The organism is Patescibacteria group bacterium, from assembly GCA_041664365.1.
Lineage (GTDB): Bacteria > Patescibacteriota > Patescibacteriia > UM-FILTER-42-10 > UM-FILTER-42-10 > JAHJEX01.
On the sequence record JBAYKW010000001.1, the window covers coordinates 265,967 to 287,164 of the forward strand.

At 39.0% G+C, this 21,198-nt stretch carries 18 protein-coding genes; 1 reads left to right on the forward strand and 17 read right to left on the reverse strand.

Annotation, left to right across the window (positions count from 1 at the left end):
- Position 1: 1 nt before the first annotated feature.
- The 13 genes from rpmJ to WCW66_01510 all read right to left on the reverse strand — a co-directional run bounded on the left by rpmJ (position 2) and on the right by WCW66_01510 (position 14,930).
- On the reverse strand, positions 2-115 hold the full coding sequence (rpmJ, locus tag WCW66_01450) for a 50S ribosomal protein L36 (protein ID MFA6391406.1): 114 nt from the start codon (positions 113-115) through the stop codon (positions 2-4).
- A gap of 9 nt (positions 116-124) precedes the next feature.
- Entirely contained in the window at positions 125-388 is a 264-nt protein-coding gene (gene infA / locus WCW66_01455) for a translation initiation factor IF-1 (protein ID MFA6391407.1), read from the reverse strand.
- Positions 389-584: 196 nt separating this feature from the next.
- Positions 585-2,348 carry an alanine--tRNA ligase gene (locus tag WCW66_01460; protein MFA6391408.1) on the reverse strand — a complete coding sequence of 588 codons (1,764 nt, stop codon included), beginning with the start codon at positions 2,346-2,348 and terminating at the stop codon, positions 585-587.
- 31 nt (positions 2,349-2,379) lie between these two features.
- Positions 2,380-3,492 carry a tRNA 2-thiouridine(34) synthase MnmA gene (gene mnmA / locus WCW66_01465; protein MFA6391409.1) on the reverse strand — a complete coding sequence of 371 codons (1,113 nt, stop codon included), beginning with the start codon at positions 3,490-3,492 and terminating at the stop codon, positions 2,380-2,382.
- A 76-nt stretch (positions 3,493-3,568) separates the two neighbouring features.
- The gene (locus tag WCW66_01470) at positions 3,569-5,323 is read right to left on the reverse strand and encodes a type IV secretion system DNA-binding domain-containing protein (protein MFA6391410.1); all 1,755 of its coding nucleotides are present in this window, start codon (positions 5,321-5,323) and stop codon (positions 3,569-3,571) included.
- Positions 5,307-6,770 carry a hypothetical protein gene (locus WCW66_01475; protein MFA6391411.1) on the reverse strand — a complete coding sequence of 488 codons (1,464 nt, stop codon included), beginning with the start codon at positions 6,768-6,770 and terminating at the stop codon, positions 5,307-5,309. The genes WCW66_01470 and WCW66_01475 overlap by 17 nt, the downstream gene beginning before the upstream one ends.
- 6 nt (positions 6,771-6,776) lie before the next feature.
- A complete protein-coding gene (locus WCW66_01480; protein ID MFA6391412.1) occupies positions 6,777-7,934 on the reverse strand; it encodes a sigma factor-like helix-turn-helix DNA-binding protein in 1,158 nt (385 codons plus the stop codon).
- 121 nt (positions 7,935-8,055) lie between these two features.
- Entirely contained in the window at positions 8,056-8,955 is a 900-nt protein-coding gene (gene secF, locus WCW66_01485; GenBank protein MFA6391413.1) for a protein translocase subunit SecF, read from the reverse strand.
- A 1-nt stretch (position 8,956) separates the two neighbouring features.
- Positions 8,957-10,624 carry a protein translocase subunit SecD gene (secD, locus tag WCW66_01490; protein ID MFA6391414.1) on the reverse strand — a complete coding sequence of 556 codons (1,668 nt, stop codon included), beginning with the start codon at positions 10,622-10,624 and terminating at the stop codon, positions 8,957-8,959.
- A gap of 74 nt (positions 10,625-10,698) precedes the next feature.
- Positions 10,699-12,108: a L,D-transpeptidase family protein gene (locus WCW66_01495; protein MFA6391415.1), complete on the reverse strand. Its 1,410-nt coding sequence runs from the start codon at positions 12,106-12,108 to the stop codon at positions 10,699-10,701.
- A 68-nt stretch (positions 12,109-12,176) separates the two neighbouring features.
- On the reverse strand, positions 12,177-12,515 hold the full coding sequence (locus WCW66_01500) for a hypothetical protein (GenBank protein MFA6391416.1): 339 nt from the start codon (positions 12,513-12,515) through the stop codon (positions 12,177-12,179).
- Positions 12,516-12,579: 64 nt separating this feature from the next.
- A complete protein-coding gene (locus tag WCW66_01505; GenBank protein ID MFA6391417.1) occupies positions 12,580-14,007 on the reverse strand; it encodes a L,D-transpeptidase family protein in 1,428 nt (475 codons plus the stop codon).
- A 179-nt stretch (positions 14,008-14,186) separates the two neighbouring features.
- A complete protein-coding gene (locus WCW66_01510; protein MFA6391418.1) occupies positions 14,187-14,930 on the reverse strand; it encodes a class I SAM-dependent methyltransferase in 744 nt (247 codons plus the stop codon).
- Between WCW66_01510 and WCW66_01515 the strand changes: the two genes are divergently transcribed.
- Complete coding sequence (locus WCW66_01515) at positions 14,931-16,592, forward strand: tRNA uridine(34) 5-carboxymethylaminomethyl modification radical SAM/GNAT enzyme Elp3 (GenBank protein ID MFA6391419.1); 1,662 nt, start codon at positions 14,931-14,933, stop codon at positions 16,590-16,592.
- A gap of 53 nt (positions 16,593-16,645) precedes the next feature.
- On the opposite strand, the gene WCW66_01520 is transcribed toward WCW66_01515, so the two are convergent.
- From WCW66_01520 to secA, 4 genes are read right to left on the reverse strand one after another with little or no spacing between them, the layout of a single operon-like run.
- Complete coding sequence (locus WCW66_01520; GenBank protein MFA6391420.1) at positions 16,646-17,227, reverse strand: M15 family metallopeptidase; 582 nt, start codon at positions 17,225-17,227, stop codon at positions 16,646-16,648.
- Positions 17,214-17,942, reverse strand: a complete 729-nt coding sequence (locus WCW66_01525) for a queuosine precursor transporter (GenBank protein MFA6391421.1) — start codon at positions 17,940-17,942, stop codon at positions 17,214-17,216. The genes WCW66_01520 and WCW66_01525 overlap by 14 nt, the downstream gene beginning before the upstream one ends.
- A gap of 4 nt (positions 17,943-17,946) precedes the next feature.
- Positions 17,947-18,423, reverse strand: a complete 477-nt coding sequence (locus tag WCW66_01530; protein ID MFA6391422.1) for an NADAR family protein — start codon at positions 18,421-18,423, stop codon at positions 17,947-17,949.
- A gap of 3 nt (positions 18,424-18,426) precedes the next feature.
- Positions 18,427-21,186: a preprotein translocase subunit SecA gene (gene secA, locus WCW66_01535; protein ID MFA6391423.1), complete on the reverse strand. Its 2,760-nt coding sequence runs from the start codon at positions 21,184-21,186 to the stop codon at positions 18,427-18,429.
- Positions 21,187-21,198: the final 12 nt, after the last annotated feature.

The following is a 21,198-nucleotide window of genomic DNA, read 5'->3' on the forward strand; positions in this document are numbered from 1 at the left end:
TTTATCCTTGTCGTTGTTTATGTTTAGGATTTTCGCATTTAACAACCACTCTACCTTTTCGGCGAGTTACCTTGCATTTCATGCACATTTTTTTTACTGAAGCGCGTACTTTCATGTATTTAAACTATTTTCTGTAAGTTATTCTTCCTTTTGTTAGGTCGTATGGTGTAAGTTCAACGGTAACTTCATCACCCGGTAAAATTCTTATCCGATGCATTCGCATTTTTCCGGACAAATGAGCCAGAATTTCATGACCATTCTCAAGTTTTACCTTGAATGTTGTGCTCGGCAGCAGTTCTTCTACAACTCCGGATACTTCAATAAAACCTTTTTTATTTGCCGAAGAATTTTTTCTGACCCTATCGTCAGAAGTATTTGCGTTCTGAATTGTATCAGGCATATTATATTTTAGACCTAAAATAAAATTCTTTGTCCCTGCACATAGGACAAGAAATAATACAACTGTATTGAATTTGCCTTGTTCTGCAGTAACTCATCTATATTCATAAGCAGATTTCATTATAACATGAGTTATAATACTGTCAAGGAAGTTCACAAAATGGCTAATATTAGTATTAATTAAGCTATTCAACCTTGGCTTTTATTCTTCTAATTCCAGCTGATACAGCCTGCTCGCTAATTATTTTAAAGTTACCCAACTCTTTTGTATTGTTTACGTGCGGTCCACCACATACTTCCATACTAAAATCACCCACTTCATATACTTTGACTCTTTCCCCATATTTTGACTCAAACAGACCGATTGCATTCTTCTTTTTTGCTTCTTCTAAAGTTATTTCAGTGAATTTTACCGGCAATTCTCGCTTAATTTGTTCATTTACTAGATTTTCAACCTGAACAATTTCTTCCGGCAAAAGCTTCTGGGAATGGGAAAAATCAAATCTCAGGCGCTCTGGAGTTATATTACTGCCTTTTTGTGCTACATGATCACCTAAAATGAGGCGAAGTGCCTTATGTAATAAGTGAGTTGCAGTGTGAAGCTTCACAGTTTCCTCTGAATGGTCTATTAATCCACCGGCAAATTTTTTTTCCGCACCTTTCCTGGAAAGCTGCTGATGTTTACGGTATTCCATATCGAACTGATCTTGGTCAATTTCAATATTATGCTCTTTCAATTCCTCTGCGATCATTTCAATCGGAAAACCGTATGTTTGGTATAGATAAAAAGCGGTTTTTCCTGAGAACTTTTTTTTCTTTTGATCCGAAATGCTAAAAATACCCAGCTCCTTTTCAAAGACTTTTAATCCGTTTTGCAGCGTTTTAGCAAAATTTTCCTCTTCTCTCTGTAGTTCCTCTAAAATAAATTTAGAATTTTCAACAATCTCCGGATATGCATCTTTGTGTGATTCAATAATTGTTTCAGCCAGTTGTCTTGTAAAATAATTTTCTATTCCCAATTTTCTTGCCTGCCTGATCGCTCGTCTGATCAGTCTGCGCAAGACATAACCCTGATCAATATTGGAAGGCACAATTCCCTCATGCAGAATGAAACAGGCGGATCTAATATGGTCAGCTATTATCCGTTCTGATGTATTACTCGATTTTTTCGATAATTTTCGGATATCCTCAAGTACCCGGGCAAACATATCAATTTCAAATACAGTTTCCTTTCCGCTATAGATTGCGACCATCCTTTCCATACCCATCCCGGTGTCAACATTTTTCTGGGCCATTGGTTCATATTCGCCACTAGTATTTTTATTGTATTCCATGAATACGTTATTCCAAATCTCAGCATATTTCCCGCAGCTACAGCTCGGCTGACAATTTTCACCACAAGGCTTGCGGTCAGTTATATAAAATATTTCTGTATCCGGTCCGCATGGTCCTGTTGTGCCGGCGGGACCCCACCAGTTTTCTTCCTTTCCGTACATATAAATATTCTTTTCATCAATACCGCACTTTTTCCATAATTCATAACTGTCATTATCAAGGGGAGCATCTTCATCACCTTTAAACACGGTAACAGCCAATTTATTCACCGGAATACTAAGATTTTTCACCAGAAATTCAAAACTCCACTTTATCGCGTCATCTTTGAAATAATCACCTAATGACCAGTTGCCAAGCATCTCAAAAAAAGTAAGATGCCAGTCATCACCAACTTCATCAATGTCTACAGTCCGAATGCATTTTTGAAAATTAACCAGGCGCTTGCCTTCAGGGTGTGATTGACCAAGTAAATAGGGCACTAAAGGATGCATACCGGCAGTTGTGAACAATACAGACGGGTCATTTTCCGGAATCAAAGAAGCCGGACTAATAATCGCATGGTTTTTGTCCTTGAAATACTCTAAGAATTTATTACGCAGTTGCTGTTCTTTCATATGATGATTGTACAATATGTCATAGTCAGTATCAAGTTATCACAGCGCTTCCAATTAGAACGTTGCGATCGTAAAATACAATTGATTGGCCGGGGGTTATTGCCCTCTGCTTTTCATTAAATTCAGCGAACAAAACATTTTTACCTACTTTTGTAATTGTAACCTTTTGGTCTGTCTGCCGGTATCTTATTTTTGCCGTGCATTTGTAAGGGTATTTTGGCTCACGATCGATCCAATGAATGTTATCCGCTGTTAGTGTCCTGCAAAATAATTTCGGATTAAGACTACCTTTTGCAACAATCAGTTCATTTGCGTTTGAATCTTTTGCCACAACATAATACGGAATACCGCCCCCAATATTTATTCCTTTTCTTTGCCCAATGGTGTAAAACGGCAATCCGATGTGTTTGCCGATAATTTCACCGGTTGTTGTTCTAATTTCACCGGGATTTTCTTTTATGCGGATTTTTAGAAATTCTCTCAAATCAACTTCACCGATAAAACAAATACCCTGACTGTCTTTCTTATCATGAGTCGATAGCCCAATCTTTTTTGCAATGGACCGAATATTTGTCTTAGAATAACTTCCGACTGGAAAAAGTGTTTTTGAAAGCTGAAACTGATTTAGCGTGCATAAAAAGTATGATTGGTCTTTATTACTATCTTTGCTCTTAAGCAATTGAAATTTTTCTCCTGTTTCAGCGGACGGAACATTCCGAATTTGAGCATAGTGCCCAGTTGCAATATAGTCAGCACCCAGCTGGAAACATTTTTCTAAAAATATTTTAAATTTAATCTCTTTGTTGCACATGATATCAGGATTCGGTGTTATACCTTTCCTGTAGCTGTCATAAAAATATTCAATTACTTTATCCTTATATTCTTTTTCAAAATCAAAAGTATAAAAAGGGATGTTTAATTTGGCACAGACTTTTCTCATATCCCTTTGATCAGCTATCCAAGGGCAAAGATTTTCATTCGTATTTATCAAATTTGCATCGCTAACCATAGTTTCGGTCCAGTTCTTCATAAATACGCCAACTACATCATGACCGGCCTTTTTAAGCAAATAGGCGGCAACTGATGAGTCAACGCCTCCACTCATTCCGACAAATACTCTATACTTTTTAGATAGCTTTTTCATAATTATGGTTATATTGTATGAACTAAGATATACCAAAAACCCAAGTGTTTTGCAAATGGGTTCTCAATACTTAAACCTAGTCCAATTTTATACTTTGCCCCTGTTTCATCACATGTTCAGTTGATGTATTCTGACTTTTCTGACCATCCTGTCCTTTCAGTTCAATATGGGGCATCGGTTTATTAACAGACGGCGGATTGAAATTTTTTCTTTTTTTCTTTTTGCGATTATTACTATTTCTATGATTTGCATTCTGATTTGGTTCTGTATTTCGTTTCATAGCATCACTGAAGGATATCGGGCCCTGCTGAAGCGCATCATTTAAGTTAATCTCAGTAGGTGGAATATCAATCTCCGGCTCAACTTTTGGATCGACCAATACCTTCTCAGGCACCTGAACATTTACAACGGGCTCGGACGGCTTCTCCGTTATTCTGACTACTGATTTAATCTTAGGGGTTTCGGTTTTGGCAACAGGTGCGATTTGAGCACTTGTTGATTGCCTGGGTTTCTGAATTTCACTTTCATTTTCTGCAGATGCTTTATACATTTCTTCAACACCGCTCCATCTTAATATTTTTTCTTCAACTACTGCCACAGGTCTTGCATATCTTTCACGCGAGGAAACAATAATCTTGTTCAAATTTCCGGTCTCACCCTCAATTGGTGGCAGTATCGTTGCGCTAAAAGGCGCTGAAGCGACTCCATCAATCATTAATTTCAGGTAAACATTATATTTTGGCAGGTTTACCAGATCGTTTAGTAGAAAATACGGCTCAAATTCCTTTTCCAAAAATTCCGCATCCTCAGCTCCGACCCTGAAGCAGATTATAGTTCCTACGTTGCCGAATACCGCGGCTTTAACCACATCACCCAGCTGTTCTATGTACTGATGAGCAATAGTTAAATTCAATCGGTATTTTCTTGCTTCTGAAAGTATATTTGCAAAGCTTTCCGTAGAAAAGTTCTGGAATTCGTCAACATACAAATAAAAATCTTCCCTTGTCTCTTCAGCAATATCCACCCTGCTCATTGCCGCCAGTTGAAGTTTTGTTATCATCATTGCGCCAAGTAAAGCTGAGTTTTCTTCACCAATTCTTCCTTTCGCAAGATTCATAAGCAGGATTTTTTTTGTGTCCATAATGACTCTCATATCGATAGTACTTTTTGGCTGTCCAACAATATTCCGAATGATTGAACTGGAAAGAAATTGTCCTACCTTGTTTTGAATCGGTGAAATCGCTTCTGTTCTAAACCGTTCATTATAGTTTGCATATTCATCAACCCAAAATGCTTTGACGATCGGGTCGGTCAGATTTGATATAATCTTTTTACGATAATTTTTATCAACCAGTAATCTGGTTATACCCAGTAGCGTACTTCCCGGATTTTCCAGCAAAGCCAGGATGGTATTCATTAAAATGTATTCTAGTCTTGGCCCCCATGAATCCGCCCATATCTTCTTGAAAACACCAACCAGCCCGGATGCTATCAAATTTTTATATTGTGGATTTACTTCTTCAAGTATATTAAAAGCAATCGGATGTTCTGTATCAGATGGATTGAAGTAAACAACATCATTAATTCTATTGGACGGAATAAATTTAATTACTTTTTCAACCGATTCTCCGTGCGGATCCACGAGCGCAACTCCCCTGCCTCGGTGAATATCAGAAATCACCATGTTTTCAATACAGTTTGATTTACCGACACCGGTTTTTCCGATCAGATAGACGTGGCGCCTCCGGTCATCTTCTTTGATACCAAAACGGACTCTTTTATTACGAAAGTTCGTCTCCGCAAAAACTGTTATATCATTGTGATTCGGCATTTGTTGGTTCCTCGTCATTAATAATCTCTATCGGCAAATTGCCCGGTACCCCGGCTCTAGACATTGGTCGGGTAGCTGTATATCCAACTTCAGATTTTTGATTTGGCAAAGTTGGAATCCCGGTTGTAGACATTGATTCACGCGGTAATGTTGTTGGGGCACCACCTTTTCTAACATCGGTCCTCTGTACCGGCGGGACTGTGATTGTTGCAATTGGAAAATGATAGATACTCGCCAGTTCCTCAATATTTAAAATAAATCCGAGTCCCATTCCCAAATGATTCGCACGTTGTTTATATGCTCTCAAAATCTTTCTTTGTTTATGGGCCAAACGCTTTTCCACCCTGATATAGTCTGCCTTGGTCCTTGTCCTTTTATGTGGCTTAAAGGCGTTAAGATTCAGAGTATTGTACTGCATTAGTCCACCAATAACAGGATTAACTCCCCTTTTCCGATCAAATATTTCCTTTTTTGCCACGTATATCAGCCTAATTTTAGTGCGGAATGCGATTTTTGACATTTTTTCCTGGATTGCTTCTACCGCCCCTCTTGCTCCAGGGGTTAGAAACTGCATCTGGCTTTTTGGCTGTTTATCTGGCTCGCTTTTAACGGTACTTGTACCTCCGCCCAGAATCTGGTTTGATGCTTCGTCACCAAAACCTTTCAAGGTATCCGTGATAGGTGAAAGAACACCAAATGCGCTTTTCTTCGGTGCCACCTTCTCTCCAACCAACTTCTTAACGACACGATCTGCGCTTTCCGTCCATGAAGAGCTGACCGGAGTGATAACAATTTGGATCCATGTTTGCTCACCGGGCTGTAATCTTGATAGTCCTTCAAGAATCGACGCCATCGGATCGGCAAATGTCTGACTTAATGTGTGCTCAAAGTTTTTATAGGTCCGAATCGGGTATGCTTCTTTTTTTTCTAGTGTGAATTCAGTTCCCCATAAATCAAACACATCGCTTGGAAATACTGTCGGTATTGAATCCGTGTAGTCGCCGACTTCAGTTATTTCAGCATCTGGATACTGCGCGTAAATCGCTGATTCGATAAGATCACGATTATCTTTGTCAGATCTTATTAAATACTGTATATAACCGTCAATACTTACCAATTCCAACGAAAATCTTTCCTGCACTTTTCCTTTCCAGTATCGCTCGTATTTATTCCCTTTTGAGTGAATTGCATAAAGTTGGGCAAATATTTGTTCCACGGCAACCAGAGTCTGCTCATGCATTCTTGGTATATCCAGGGCAAGCAGAATTTGTTCCTTTGAATTGCGGTACTTATGCCTCGCCATTTCAAGTTTCGCGATATATAGACCGACTATAAAAAGTATCAATATTGCTATCCACCCACCATTCAGAAAAATCCACCATGCAATTGCAAGCGGATTCTGTAGACCACCACCAAGCACCGATGTTGTATCTATCGTGATTTCCATACTAAATTATAGATTAGAAGATGTTTCTGATTCGTTCTTTTTTGGAGATTCACCAATTAATACATATCGTTTATCAGGAAGCTTTTTGAACTTTGATTTATCTGTTAACGCTAAATGGATTGTATTTTTTCTGACGACTCTCTGATCAAGCACGCGCCGTACTAATTCGTCTCTGGATAATGGTTCAGTGGATTTTTCCAGAATCTTTATTAACACATCAGAAACTACGCCTGGTTTATACCCCCATTCCTGAAGCGCATAGATTCCCCTACCAACCAATACAAAGTCGCTGTTTAAAATAAGTTCATTGTGAACAGTCGGAGGATATGCTTTCCGCCGGTCAAACTTTACCTTGTTAATAAGTTCTGTAATATCATTGAAATGCAACGGCTTACCTTCCTTTTTCAGTACAAGATATATTTTGTCTTTCATCCGTTTCGGATTAATTGTGCCCCATTTTGCCAATCCATACTCATCAAATGGATTGCTGTCTATTTTTTTGCACAATGTAATGTATGAATGAATACCTTCATCAGTCAGCACTTCGCTTTTATTGACAAAATATTCTGTTTTGTGAAACTTATACAGCAATTCATCCAATTTCATCGGTTTATTTTCTTTTTCAAGAATCTGAACCAATTGATTTACCGCTTCATAAACGAAATCGAGCGATATCTGAGGAAGACTCCATGATTTATTTATAACATTTGATTCCGGAAAACGAATTATTTTTTTTGATATCAGTTCTTCAAGGATAAATACCGCGCAATTGTTATTAATCGGATTATCTGACGCAAAATTCAACAGCTCTCTCAGCAGCGAGTTTTCGTCCATTATTCCCCCATTGCGGTTAAGTACATTTGAAATTGTGTGCTCAAATTCAGTTGAAACACGCGTAAACTCTCTCAAACTTTTTATTTTCTTAATAGCTGAATTTTCAATTTGTCTGATCCGCTCTCTTGTAACATTATAGGCCTTTCCAATTGCCTCTAGAGTTTCCTTTGCCTGTCCGCTTAAACCAAAACGACGTCTTAAGACGTCTTCTTCTTTGTTTGTAAGGTATTTTAACAATGATGAAACCGTATCACTCGGGCTAAAACCTTCGATTTCTGCTTCTTGTTTTGAGCTTATTACCTTGTCTAATATTGAATTTTGATCTGTCATAATTGTTGTTAACTAACTGTAATACCTTTAGTATAGCATAAGGTTGAATATGTGTCAAGAAAGTGGTCCTAACAAAAAACCGACCAGCTAATAGATCAGTTTGATTTCATTTAATGCAATTCTATTTCCTTTTTGAAATATACTTCTGCCAGATTAATAAAAATGGGCTGGCAACGAATATAGACGAATAAGTCCCGACTACTATACCTATGATTAACGCCAGAACAAAGAATTTAATAGATTCTCCACCGAATAAGTACAAGGCAACCAAAACCAGCAAGGTGGTAAATGAAGTGTTGATGGACCTGACTATTGTTTCATTTATTGCTATATTTATTGATGTTTCAAAATCATTATTGGAAAACTTAATCAAACGTTCTCTTATTCGATCATAAACAACTATCGTATCATGGACAGAGAAACCAAGAATTGTAAGTAAGGCAGTTACGAATAGCGCATCTACCTGCACATCCAGGAAGTAACCGAGAGCAGCAAATACCCCAGTCACAATTATAATATCATGTGCAAGCGCGATGATTGCGCAGATGCCAAATACATACGCCGGCACCGGACCGCCGGAAATCTTTCTGAATGCCCAGGATAAATATACAATAATAGCGCCCATTACTATCAGTAGTGCGATAATCGATTTCTGCCGTAATTCTTTTCCAATAGTTGGTCCAATTGATTCAAATGATATCTCCTCAACTGCCCCAAATTTTTCATTTAAAGATACCAGAATTTCCTCTCTTTGACTGTTTTCAATCGTTTTCATCCGGATCAAAACCTCTTGATCTTTCACCGGTTGAACTACTAATTCACCCAAATCAAACCCCTGCAGATTTCCCTGAATATCCTGAATAGTTGGCCTATCACCTTCGAATTTCACCTGCAATAACGATCCCCCATTAAAATCAATTCCGAGTTTCAAACCACCCATAGACAGAAATACAATACTTGCAGCGACTAATATCCCTGATATCGCGAACCAAATTTTTCTTGTTCCTATTATGTTGTACATATTATTCCTGATTTTTAACTCCAAATAACCAAAGTCTTTTCCATTTTTTGATTGCAACTATTCTTAAAAATGTTCTGCTTACTGTTATTGCGGAAAACATACTAAGCAATATTCCGATCGCCAAGGTTATCGCAAATCCTTTTATTGAGCTGGTTCCAAACCAAATCAGAATCAAGCAGGTTATGAGCGATGATACATTGGAATCCCGGATTGATGGCCATGCGCGTTTGAAACCGTCCTCAATTGCGCTTAATATCGGCTTACCTGCCCTCAATTCTTCTTTCATACGTTCAAATATTAAAACATTTGCGTCTACTGCCATGCCGATAGAAAGTATAAACCCGGCAATACCAGCAAGGGTCAGTGTTACGGGCCACAATTTAAAAGTTGCCAGAACAAGTAACGCATAAACCCCTAGAGCAAGGACTGATAATAAACCCGGCAATCGATAATATATAATCATAAACAATGCCACCAATAATATTCCGAGTATCCCCGCAAACATACTCCGTTCAACTGAGGTCTGTCCCAAGGTAGCGCCAATATTTTGCTGGTTTAACAAGGATATCGGTATCGGCAAAGCACCGGAATTTAGTCTTCGGGTTAAGATTTTTGCTTCCTCCAGGGTAAAACTGCCGGATATTACAGCCTCGCCGGATGTTATTTCCGCCTGAACGACCGGGATACTGATCGGAGCATTATCTAAATATATCGCAACCGGTTTCCCTAAATTGCGCTTTGTTATTTCTGCGAATAATGTTTTTCCCTCATCATTAAATTTAAGGCTGATTTCCGGTTCGGCCGTGGACTGGTTGAACTGAACCTGCGCGGAAGCTAAATGTTTTCCTGATAAACCGGTATTTTCGTAATTTGACGCTGCCGCCGCCTCTTCAGATTGTGTTAATATCAGAATATGACGTGCTTTAGCTTTTTCTTCTTCAAGACCTTCTGCGTTAACGCTCGATGTGAGACTTTCAACCTTGATTATATGATAGCCGTACTGGGTTTTAACCAATTCCGGATAAACCTTACCGACCTCAGCCTTACCGAATACAACTTCATCAAATTCCGGTACCATCGCTCCACGACCAAATTCACCTAAATCCCCGCCATTCTTTGAAGATGATCCCTCGCTTTTTTCATCCGCAAGTGTTGCAAAATCATTGGCATCATCTAAAGCGGACAACAGTACTTCTTCTGCCCTGATTTTTGCATCGGCATTATATGCTTCCATTGCCTGAGTTTGCTCTTCGTTCAGTTCCGGTGTTTTTTGCTCTCTAAATTCAAGCAGTGGCGTCTCCCCAATCATTTGAATTGCCTGTGATACATCGGTTACACCGGGAAGTTCAACGATTACGCGGTACTCGTCTCCAGATTTATTGGTTTGCACAACCGGTTCCGAAACACCAAAGGAATTCACCCTTCGCTCTATAACATCACGAACCCCTTCAATTGCATCTGGTCTTTCTGCGGACGGAATATCAGATGTATCAGCTTTATATACTAAATGAGTTCCACCCTGCAAATCTAAGCCAAGGTGAACTTTAATCTCTTTAAAATAGTTTCCAATTCTTATATTCGGACCTTTTGGCCAATCTGTGAAACCAGCTAATACTGCCAAAACGACAATAAGGAGTAGATTCAGCCACAGTTTTTTTCGAATTGCCATATTAATCGCACTAATGCTAATTAAACGATGTAGAGATTATACACAAAAATACTATAATCATCAACTAAATATCATTAGTCATGAATAATCACCGAAATTCCTAGATTTGCCCATTGATAAAGCCACGCTGAATCCTTACGTGACATATTTACACAGCCGTGGCTCATTCGATGGCCAAAATTGTTATGCCAGTACGTACCGTGAATTGTATAAGCACCGTTAAATGACAAAACGTACGGAACATCTTCAAGATCATAATTGTCCGGATTATCAGGGCCATAAAACCAGCTCATATCCGTGGATTCCCGCTTTCGGAAAACCTTGAATTCACCGGTCGGTGTATCAAATTTCCCTTTTAATCCGGATGAAATTAAAAATGATTTAATTAATTTGTCATTTTCGTATGCATACAATTTCTGATCGGTAAGATTGACCTCGATATATTTATACAAGTCCATTCTACTTTCGTATGTCCACGTGCTCGGGACTGTAATAATATCATCTTCGCCATCACCTGTTATATCGCCGCTTGCGAGGTTTACACCTCCTCTAAAATCTTTTTCATATGCAAAAAAATCACCGGATAGCAATTTCCCATACGCTTCAAATATTCTGATGTGCGGACCGCCGGCTCTGGTTGGTGCAACTATTACTTCATCAAACCCGTCATTATCGATATCACCGGCCGATACTCTTACCCCGCCTTTATAATTATCCGGGAATGCTTCAAAATCCCCCAACACTGATCTTTGCTTATTGTATTTATAAACCTTGGTCCATGCTTTACCAAATTTTTCCACAGCCATGACGATTTCTTCTTCCGGACCACCGTCAAAGTTACCGACTGCAATTGACACACCCCCTCTATCATTTGACCTGAACGGAAAGAAATCAATTCCCTCAAAATCGCCCTTAAAATTAAACACGCGCACGTGAGCTCCTCCTGAGGATCCCGGCGCCGCGACTATCTCATCCTTTCCATCGCCATCGACATCACCAACAGCTACGTTTACACCGCCAAGCATATTGTTAGCAAAAGCAAAAAAACCGGATGTAAACTTAGGTTTCCCAGAAATATCAAATATTCTGACATGCGGTCCTCCTCCCGCTCCGGTTCCTGTTACAATCTCTATCGAACCATCTCCGTTTAAATCACCGCATGCCACTGTTATCCCGCTTCTGAATGTATCCGCATAAGCGAGGAAACTGGTAACTTTAGTAGAATAAGGCCAGATAATTTTAACATTTGGCTCTGCCCCCGGACCGGAACCTACTATTATCTCATTTTTACCGTTATCATCTACATCACATGAAGCCACGGATAAACCCCCGGCATAATCGTTCGAATACATATTTAAGTTTCTTTTCATCTGTCCACTGGCATCAAAAACACGTATTTCAGGTAACCGTGTTTTGGTATAAGCAAGGGATATTGATGGAATTGTTATGAATACAACTGCAATGAATAATATTTTCTTTATCATGCCTACATTGTATCAAAACCTTTCAAAATAAAAAAGGAGTGTCTTACACCCCTTTTTTTTAGATCAAATTATTCCATCCATTCCTTTGTTGCATCTCTGTATGGATCCTTTGCCTCAAGTTTGTCCTTAATTCTTAATAAAAGACTTGTCACCCCCTCATCATCAAACATCCCATACGCTCCATTTACTGCCTCAACAAGCTCAGGATTAAGCTCAGCTGATATATCAGCTTCTAGCACTTGCTCTAATTGGGGCACTAGTGCCGCCTCAAGTCTCCTTAACTCAGGTTCATTCCTTTGCAACGGATCCTCAATAGCCCAACGATCCGTAATTTCATTTAACTTGTCACTTACTTCATGTATATCAACCCGTGGATTTGATATATCTAGTCTTGGTTCTCCCGGCATTGTTTTAGAGATTAATTATTAGCTTATAATTTCATACTACTTTCAAAGAATAAATATTGCAAATTTAGTCTTTAACTACCACTGTCGTCCCGACGTCCGCCCAGTTATACAATTTTTCTGCCGGACCAACGCCCAGTCTTACACAGCCATGGGAAACTCTGATACCAAGATGATTCTGACCTTCCTTATATCCATTTGCCCACTCAGGAAGCTCATGTAGACCGTAACCTCGTGCATCAAACTGCATCCAGAAAGGCATGTACAAATTATATTTGCCGGAATACGCTCTACGGTTCTTATTTTGAATTTTAAATGTCCCAAGTGGTGTTGGCATTGACCACTTTCCTGTCGACACTACTGCAGTATCAACTAAATATCCTCTCTCATAATATTTCAATGTTTGTTCTGAAATATCAATTTCAATATATTTTTCAATATCTGTTCTGCCCTCAGTTGATCTTTTACTAGGCGCTACAATAATCTCATCTGACAAATCGTTGTTTAAGTCGCCGGCAGCAACGAATACACCCCCACGAAATTCGTCTTCATATGCAAAAATTGAATCTGAATGCGGTGCGCCATATGCTTCGTAAATTCTCACATGCGATCCGCCACCTGTGTTCGCGGCGGCAATAACTTCATCAAACCCGTCTCCGTCAACATCTCCACTCGCGAGATTAATCCCACGTTTGAATGTTTCAGGAAAAGCTTTAAAATTTCCAATGACAGTTTTATTATCATTCATTTTATAAACTTTGACCCAAGCGTCATCTGATGACTGAACACCAAATATTAATTCTTCTTTTGCACCACCGTCAACATTTCCACAGGCGACACTCAGTCCTCCCCGATAATCTGCTGTAAAAGGAAAAAAATCCATACCAGTAAAAGCACCGTCCTTTTCAAATACTCTCGCATGCGGTCCTCCCCCGGGTCCTGCACCGGTGACTATTTCTTTATCACCGTCTCCATCCACATCGCAGGTTGTGACATTTACACCTCCTCTGAAATCACCTTTGTAGGCAAAGAAACCCATTGTAAATTTTGGATTACCATTGCCGTCAAAAACTCGAACGTGCGGAGTTGCTCCTGATCTTGTACCGACAATTATTTCATCCTTACCATTTCCATCCAAATCTCCAGTTGTAATATTGATCCCTTTTTTATATTCGGCATCATACGCAAGAAAGCTGAAAATCATATTTCCGTTGGAATCAAATATTTTCACATGAGGACCGCCGCCAACACCCGGCGCAACGATAATTTCTTCTTCTTTATCTCCCCTAACATCACCGACGGCAACAGATGCACCGCCTTGGAATGATTCATCATATGCCATGAATGCTTTGTCTTCAGAATAGTCATCAGTTGAATACACCTTTACTTCCGGAGATCTTGATTCCGTTGCAAAGACAATTCTGGGAATCAAAAAAACAGTACTTGCGAGTACTGCCAATACGAATAGATTGATTCTAATTTTTTGTTTTGTCATTTTGTTTTTTGTTTTGGCTACTTCAATAATATAGAAATAGGCCAGAGATGGCCCGATATTTTCGATTTTTGTTTTCGAAATATATATTATTTTGAGGTCATCTCCGGCCTCTGTTTTTTATTTTTCTTTTTGTTTTGTAATGAACTATATATCTATATTAGCACATTTTTTGGCTTCTGTCAATGCTTTTTTCCGATATATACACCATTAAAGCCTTTACTGAAGCTGACTCGCTCCCCTTTTTTCAAGTAATATCTTTCTTGTGTTTCAAAATTATAATGCTTAGCTAAATTCTCTATTTCACTTAATCTGAACGCGTGACAATACCGGTTTACAATTACTTTGCCATCGGGATTTTTCCACGGCTTTTCTGTGTCCAGGAAATCCAGTTTCGACTTACCTGCTATTTTTTTTATTATATTATTTACAATCAAATTTCTTCTGCTTTTTTCCCACATATTCCAATATGTCATTATGAACACTCCACCCTCTTTCAATACCCGTGCTATTTCTTTCACCGATTGCTTACGCAATTCGCGCGATGGAATGTGATACAAACTTGCGACCGCAAAAACTATATCAAATGACTGATCAGCAAATGGCAATTCTGTTGCTGATGCTTTCATAAAACTATAGCTTGAAAGTGAACTGGTAATTTTTTCATCAGCATTTTCTTTGGCAATTTGAACCAGATTAGCAGAGGCATCTATTCCCACATAACTTACTCCGTATTTTGCCAGAAAATTTAGCAGCCTGCCATTTCCGCATCCGACATCCAATACAGAAGACCCTGTTTTTAAGTATTTCTCGAAATCATAAAACTCGTCCCAGTCTCGATAACGGGTTTGGGAGAAACGCTCAGCTATGCTATCATAATCGGACGCCACTTTTTCTAATATCGAATTTGCTGTATTCTTATCCATATGAATCAAAACCTATTAACACAATTTATTAACGAGGCGCTTAAATCAGACCTGAAAGATAAAAGCGATTTTTATCTGTTTAAAAGGCGGTTTTCAAAAACGCATAAAATACCCTTTTATACCAACAATGTCATTCTAGCGCATTACCGCAAATTGGTTAATGACGGGATGTTTAAGGAGAACAACAAATTTGTTCGCCTACTTAGGATACGCGATATCAGAACCTTATCCGGAATAGCATCAATCGGAGTACACACCAAGCCCCTTCCCTGTCCGGGTAAATGCATATACTGTCCCACCGAAAAAGGTATGCCAAAAAGTTATCTTTCGACCCAGCCTGCAGTCATGCGTTCAATGGGACAAATGTTTGATCCGTATCGAATGGTTAAGGCAAGATTGCGTGCATACTATGAAAATGGTCATCCGACTGATAAATGCGAATTAATTGTAATGGGCGGCACATGGTCCTTTCACAGTAAACTTTATCAGATTTGGTACCTGAAAAGATGTATGGATGCATTTAATGACGGCATTAAAAGTTCCCGCAGATCCAAGACTGATATTAATGAAATACTGGAATCAAAAAATTATAAGCAAACAAACATATCCTACAAACTACTGCTGGGGAAATTGAAACGTGCTCAAGTTCTGAATGAAAAAGCTTATAATAGAGTCGTCGGGATTACGCTTGAAACCAGGCCGGATTTTGTCAGTACGAAAGAAGTGCGTATGATGCGAGAGCTCGGTGCAACCCGGGTAGAAATGGGTGTGCAGAGTACTCACGATCACATCCTGGATATTAATAAAAGAGGACATAAGGTAAAAGCAACGATTAGAGCGACACAACTGTACAAAGATGCCGGTTTTAAAATTACCTATCATCTGATGCCGGGACTGTATAAAGCAACTCTAAAAAATGATTTAGATATGTTTCACGAGATATTTGAAAACCAGGACTTTCAGCCGGATCAGATAAAAATTTATCCGACAATTGTGTCTGAGTTTTCAGAGCTTTATGATTTGTGGAAAAGCGGAAAATATAAACCATATTCCGATAAGCAGCTAAAAATACTCCTAAAGGAAATTAAGCTCCTCTGCCCGCCATATATCCGTATCGCGAGACTATTCCGTGATATTCCGAAACAAAGCATAGCGGGTGGGATGCAGATTACCAATATCCGCCAAATTATTCTCAATGAACTCAAGCAGGAGGGTAAATCCTGCCGTTGTATCAGGTGTCGTGAAGCGGGAGGAATCAGTATTTCGCAAAAAGACGTGCGCTTGGTAAAAAGGGTATATAAAGCTTCAGGCGGAACGGAAATATTTTTAAGCTATGAATCAAAGGACTACTCAACAATATTTGCTTTTTGCCGACTGAGGTTTCCAAAAAATAAAAATAAGACCCACTACATCGAAGCACTGCAAAACTCTGCATTAATCAGGGAATTGCACACATACGGCGAGATGATTCCTCTGGCAAATAATAAAGGTAAAACACAGCATATTGGTTTTGGTAAAAAACTGATGCATGAAGCGGAAAAACTTTCATTAAAAAAAGGATATAAAAAAATAGCCGTCATCTCCGGCATCGGAGTTAGGGGCTATTATCAGAAATTGGGTTACCGGCTAAAAGATGAATACATGGTCAGGAATCTGGAATAGTCAGACAAAACGCAATCTAATACTACCACTTTAACAATATTGGAATAAAATATTTATTCCTCCCAATCCCAGTGCCACCACTCAGGATTGTAATTAACAAATCCACTTTTTTCGAGCACCATTTTTAGAAGCCGACGGTTATGTTTCGCTGTTTGCTCAAAATGATTAAGTACGGCCTTTTTTTCATAATAATCAGTTTCCGCGCGTTCGCTAATATCATCATGATCGGTTCCCATGTAAAGCTCTTCACCCTGACCGTTGATAATTGTAAGATCGAACGATCCGCCATTACGATGTGTCCCCAACTTGATAACCTGCTTTGTTGGTTTAGAACAAAAAGTGAAAACCAACTTATCCAGTGCTTGCCTATCCAATTTAGGATTTGCATGTTTTAAACGCAACCTGAAACTTTTAATCATTTGTTTTTGTACTTCAAGTGGCCTTTGAGCATCCCAGATTTTAAAATTATATCCTCTAGGCAACAGTTTCTGGGCACTCAAAAGTGCCTTTATTGCTGATTCACGTGCCAAAATTCTGGAACTGCGAGACCAACCGTAAAAATAGTAGCGTGGCTCTACAGCAAAACCAAACTTCTCAACATCAATAAATTTTATTTTCATTTTATTTGCTTTCATTGTCTTGCCCAATATGTAAGGGGTTAAATTTTGTGTTGATATCGTAATAATCCTCTTGCTCCGATTTTTTCAGGTAATTCACAACTTTGTACGTAGCGGGTGTCAGCACAATCTCAAAAGCAAGTTTAAATACGTAATTTGAAATAATCAGACTAATCAGCAGTTCTTTCGGCAGTATTCCGGAAAAAGCAATCACGATAAACAACAGACTGTCTATTAATTGGCCGATAACTGTAGATGCGATCGTTCTGGACCATAGCCATCTGCCTTTTGTCCGTATTTTGAGTTTGGCAAGGATTATTGCATTAGAAAATTCACCAGCAAAATAAGCAATTAAACTGGCAATTACCAACCTTGGTGTCAGGCCGAGAATTACATCATATGCGTTTTGATTCGTCCAGTTTGGATCAGCGGGCAGTTTGCCAATCAGAATGATAGTCACAGACATTAACAATGCGCAAATGAATCCTAACCAGATCACCTTGCGTGACTGCCGAAAGCCATACACTTCTGTTAGAATGTCGCCAAAAATGTAACTCAAAGGAAAAATCAGCGTACCACCGTCAAATGAAAAAAAACCTAGATCAATAATCTTTGTAGAAACAATATTGGAAATCAGTAATACAGAAACAAATAAAACACTTATCGTTCCCAGATGTTTATAACGCTTATCGATTTTTTCTGATTTGTTTTCCTGATTTACTAGTGTTTGCATAATATCAGACTATCCGTTCATCCTTTCTTATCTCCATCCATATTTTTCCTATCTCATTACGTCCGTTTCCGTCTTTTCCACTGCCCCAGAATGAATCTACGGGTGAATTCTCGATTATCTCTCTGCCAGAAGTTCTATGTAATACTTCTCGAACATCTTTATGCTGGGCTGTTTTTGATTTTAGTATCTCTTTCATAACATCTCTTTTAATATCATGCCAGTCAGCACTCATTTTTGATTTATTTTTATCAGCAACTTGTTTGGCAACTTCTGGACTTGGAGCTAAGTAGATTTTTTCTGCAATATCCATTTCATGCACAAATTTTTTCCAATGATAGGCATGTTCCGCAGTTGGAAATGTTTTATTCCAAATATTTATGGAATGTGCGGAATAGTTATCCAACGGGTAAAAAGCAGAAGTAAAAAAGAAAATCTGCTTTTTCGTTTCTCTGTTTAAATTTTTACTGGAATTAGGATACATACTTTACACTCCGTGGCACTTCTTATATTTCTTCCCTGATCCGCAAGGACACTCATCATTCCGGCCAACTTTTTCACCTGCTACAGTTTTCAATTTACCTCCGGCAGTAACCTTTGTTCCAGGCAAAGCCTGTGTTTTTTGTTCTGAAAATGTGTCATTCGAAGCCTGCGATTGACCCATAGGTAATGTGAAGTGTTGCGTCTGCTCACTCATCGTCTTTGAGGGAGCCTGCATTACTTGCTTTGCCTGCATCATCGACGGAGCTATTTCTTTTGCAATTCCAATTTTATAAATTGTATGAGCAACATCGCTTTGCAGGCTTGCCATCATTGCAATGAATAACTGGTATGCTTCTCTCTTATACTCAATCAGAGGATCCCGCTGTCCATATCCGCGCAAACCGATACCTGTTCTCAGGTGCTCCATTTGCGACAAATGATCAATCCACAACCGGTCAATTACTCTCAAAATAATTCCACGCTCAAGACTGCGCATTAGTTGTTCATCGCCAACTCTGGTTTCCAGATTTTTGTATTCTTTATGCGCCAGACTAATCAAGTATTTAATCAAGTGTGTTCTGCTTTTTGCATCTTCCAGTTTAGTACCCGCCTCTTTATGAATATCCTCCATTTTTACCCTAGCTTCCATTGTAATTGGAAATATTGTATCAACCACCTCATAGATCTCCTCAATATTCCAAGCATTTTCATCTTCGGACGCTGTGTGAAAAGAAACAACTTGTTCAATTTCTGACTCAATAAGTTTTAATACTTCACCTTTGCAACCTTCTTCTTTTTCCTCAGAATAAAGTGCTTCCCTTCTCTTTTTATATATTACTTCTCTGTGCTTATTGATCACATCATCATATTCAACCAGATGTTTTCTGATATCAAAGTTATTTCCCTCCACCTTTTTTTGAGCTGATTCCAGTGACCTGCTGATCATTTTGTTCTGTATCGGCATATCATCAGGAATTCCCAGCCGTTCCATGATTGTTTTCATGCGATCGGATCCAAATATTCTCATTAGATCGTCTTCCATCGAAACAAAAAACTGCGTTTCTCCAGGATCACCCTGTCTGCCCGAGCGACCGCGCAATTGGTTATCGATCCTTCTTGATTCATGGCGTTCAGTACCGATGACAAGCAAACCGCCGTCAGCTGAAACATCGTTTGCTTCAGATTCGCTCGGTGGGTTGCCGCCTAATATAATATCGACGCCTCTACCGGCCATGTTAGTGGCAACAGTTACCGCGCCTTTCTTACCCGCCTGAGCAATAATATTTGCCTCCTGCTCATGTTGTTTCGCATTTAGCATCTTATGGGCTATGCCTTCCATTTCCAGAAGTTGTCCAAGTCTTTCATTTTTCTCGATTGATATAGTACCGATCAATACAGGCTGGCCTTTTTCATTGCGTGATTTAACCTCTCTGACAATTGCATTAAATTTTGCTTCCTCCGTTTTAAATATCTGATCAGTTTTATCTATACGAACCAATTGTTTATTTGTCGGTATGACAACAACCTCCAAGCCGTAAATTTTTGAAAACTCCTCAGCCTCTGTCGCTGCAGTTCCCGTCATTCCTGCTAATTTCTCAAACATTCTGAAATAGTTCTGAAATGTTATTGAGGCCAGTGTTCTGCTTTCTTTCATCACTTCCACATTTTCTTTTGCTTCGATAGCCTGATGTAAACCTTCTGAATACCTTCTGCCCGGCATTAATCTGCCTGTAAATTCATCAACAATGACAATTTCTCCGTCTTTAATTACATAATCACGATCCAGTTTAAACAAAGCCTTAGCTTTCAATGACTGTTCGATGTGGTGCACGAGGTTAATTCCACCCTCAGCATATAAATTTTCTATTCCAAGAGCTTTTTCAACATGAGTTATTCCTAACTCAGTCAATGTAGCTGCCCGCATTTTCTCATCAATATTATAATCCTGATTTTCGTCTAATTTATTGACTAGTTGAGCAAATTTATAATACTGATCGGTTGCTTCTTCGTCCGGCGCTGAAATAATTAACGGCGTTCTGGCTTCGTCGATTAAAATACTATCAACTTCATCAACGATCGCGTATACCAGACCTCTCTGCACCATCTGTGATCTGCTCTGAACCATATTGTCCCTTAGATAATCGAATCCGAATTCATTATTCGTGCCATAGGTTATATCCGCCTGGTATGCCTCTCTCCTTGTGACCGGTCTCAACAGTTCTATATCAACCTGGGTTGTCACCTTTTCTTCGGTCTCTGATTTTACCGTCGGGTCATACAGGAATGCTTCGTCATGCTGAATACAGCCGACAGAAACCCCTAAGAGATTATAAATCTTCCCCATCCAAGCGGTATCTCTTTTTGCCAGATAATCATTAACTGTTACCAGATGAGCACCTTTTCCGGTGAGCGCGTTTAAATAAAGCGGCATTGTTGCTGACAGTGTTTTTCCTTCACCTGTTTTCATTTCTGAAATTCTTCCCTGATGCAATACCAACCCCCCCATCACCTGAGTTTTATACGGAAATTGATTAATTGTTCGCTTTGCTGCTTCTCTTGCCAATGCAAACGCCTCAGGTAGAATATCCTCAACAGTTTTTCCTGATTTCAATCTATTTTTGAATTCCTCGGTTTTTTGGGAAAATGCTTCAAGTGGCAATTTCTCAAATTCATTTTTAAACCTCTCAACATTTTCCGCCTGCTCTTCGAGCTTAGAAATTGTCTTTTTATTCGGATCGCCAAACAGTTTTCCTAGGATCGCCATTTCAATATTTTT

Coding starts and splice junctions, on each gene's coding strand:
- rpmJ (MFA6391406.1), bottom strand. CDS start 115: ATGAAAGTACGCGCTTCAGTAAAAAAAATGTGCATGAAATGCAAGGTA.
- WCW66_01460 (MFA6391408.1), bottom strand. CDS start 2,348: ATGAAAGAACAGCAACTGCGTAATAAATTCTTAGAGTATTTCAAGGAC.
- mnmA (MFA6391409.1), bottom strand. CDS start 3,492: ATGAAAAAGCTATCTAAAAAGTATAGAGTATTTGTCGGAATGAGTGGA.
- WCW66_01470 (MFA6391410.1), bottom strand. CDS start 5,323: ATGCCGAATCACAATGATATAACAGTTTTTGCGGAGACGAACTTTCGT.
- WCW66_01475 (MFA6391411.1), bottom strand. CDS start 6,770: ATGGAAATCACGATAGATACAACATCGGTGCTTGGTGGTGGTCTACAG.
- WCW66_01480 (MFA6391412.1), bottom strand. CDS start 7,934: ATGACAGATCAAAATTCAATATTAGACAAGGTAATAAGCTCAAAACAA.
- secF (MFA6391413.1), bottom strand. CDS start 8,955: ATGTACAACATAATAGGAACAAGAAAAATTTGGTTCGCGATATCAGGG.
- secD (MFA6391414.1), bottom strand. CDS start 10,624: ATGGCAATTCGAAAAAAACTGTGGCTGAATCTACTCCTTATTGTCGTT.
- WCW66_01495 (MFA6391415.1), bottom strand. CDS start 12,108: ATGATAAAGAAAATATTATTCATTGCAGTTGTATTCATAACAATTCCA.
- WCW66_01500 (MFA6391416.1), bottom strand. CDS start 12,515: ATGCCGGGAGAACCAAGACTAGATATATCAAATCCACGGGTTGATATA.
- WCW66_01505 (MFA6391417.1), bottom strand. CDS start 14,007: ATGACAAAACAAAAAATTAGAATCAATCTATTCGTATTGGCAGTACTC.
- WCW66_01510 (MFA6391418.1), bottom strand. CDS start 14,930: ATGGATAAGAATACAGCAAATTCGATATTAGAAAAAGTGGCGTCCGAT.
- WCW66_01515 (MFA6391419.1), top strand. CDS start 14,931: ATGAATCAAAACCTATTAACACAATTTATTAACGAGGCGCTTAAATCA.
- WCW66_01520 (MFA6391420.1), bottom strand. CDS start 17,227: ATGAAAGCAAATAAAATGAAAATAAAATTTATTGATGTTGAGAAGTTT.
- WCW66_01525 (MFA6391421.1), bottom strand. CDS start 17,942: ATGCAAACACTAGTAAATCAGGAAAACAAATCAGAAAAAATCGATAAG.
- WCW66_01530 (MFA6391422.1), bottom strand. CDS start 18,423: ATGTATCCTAATTCCAGTAAAAATTTAAACAGAGAAACGAAAAAGCAG.
- secA (MFA6391423.1), bottom strand. CDS start 21,186: ATGGCGATCCTAGGAAAACTGTTTGGCGATCCGAATAAAAAGACAATT.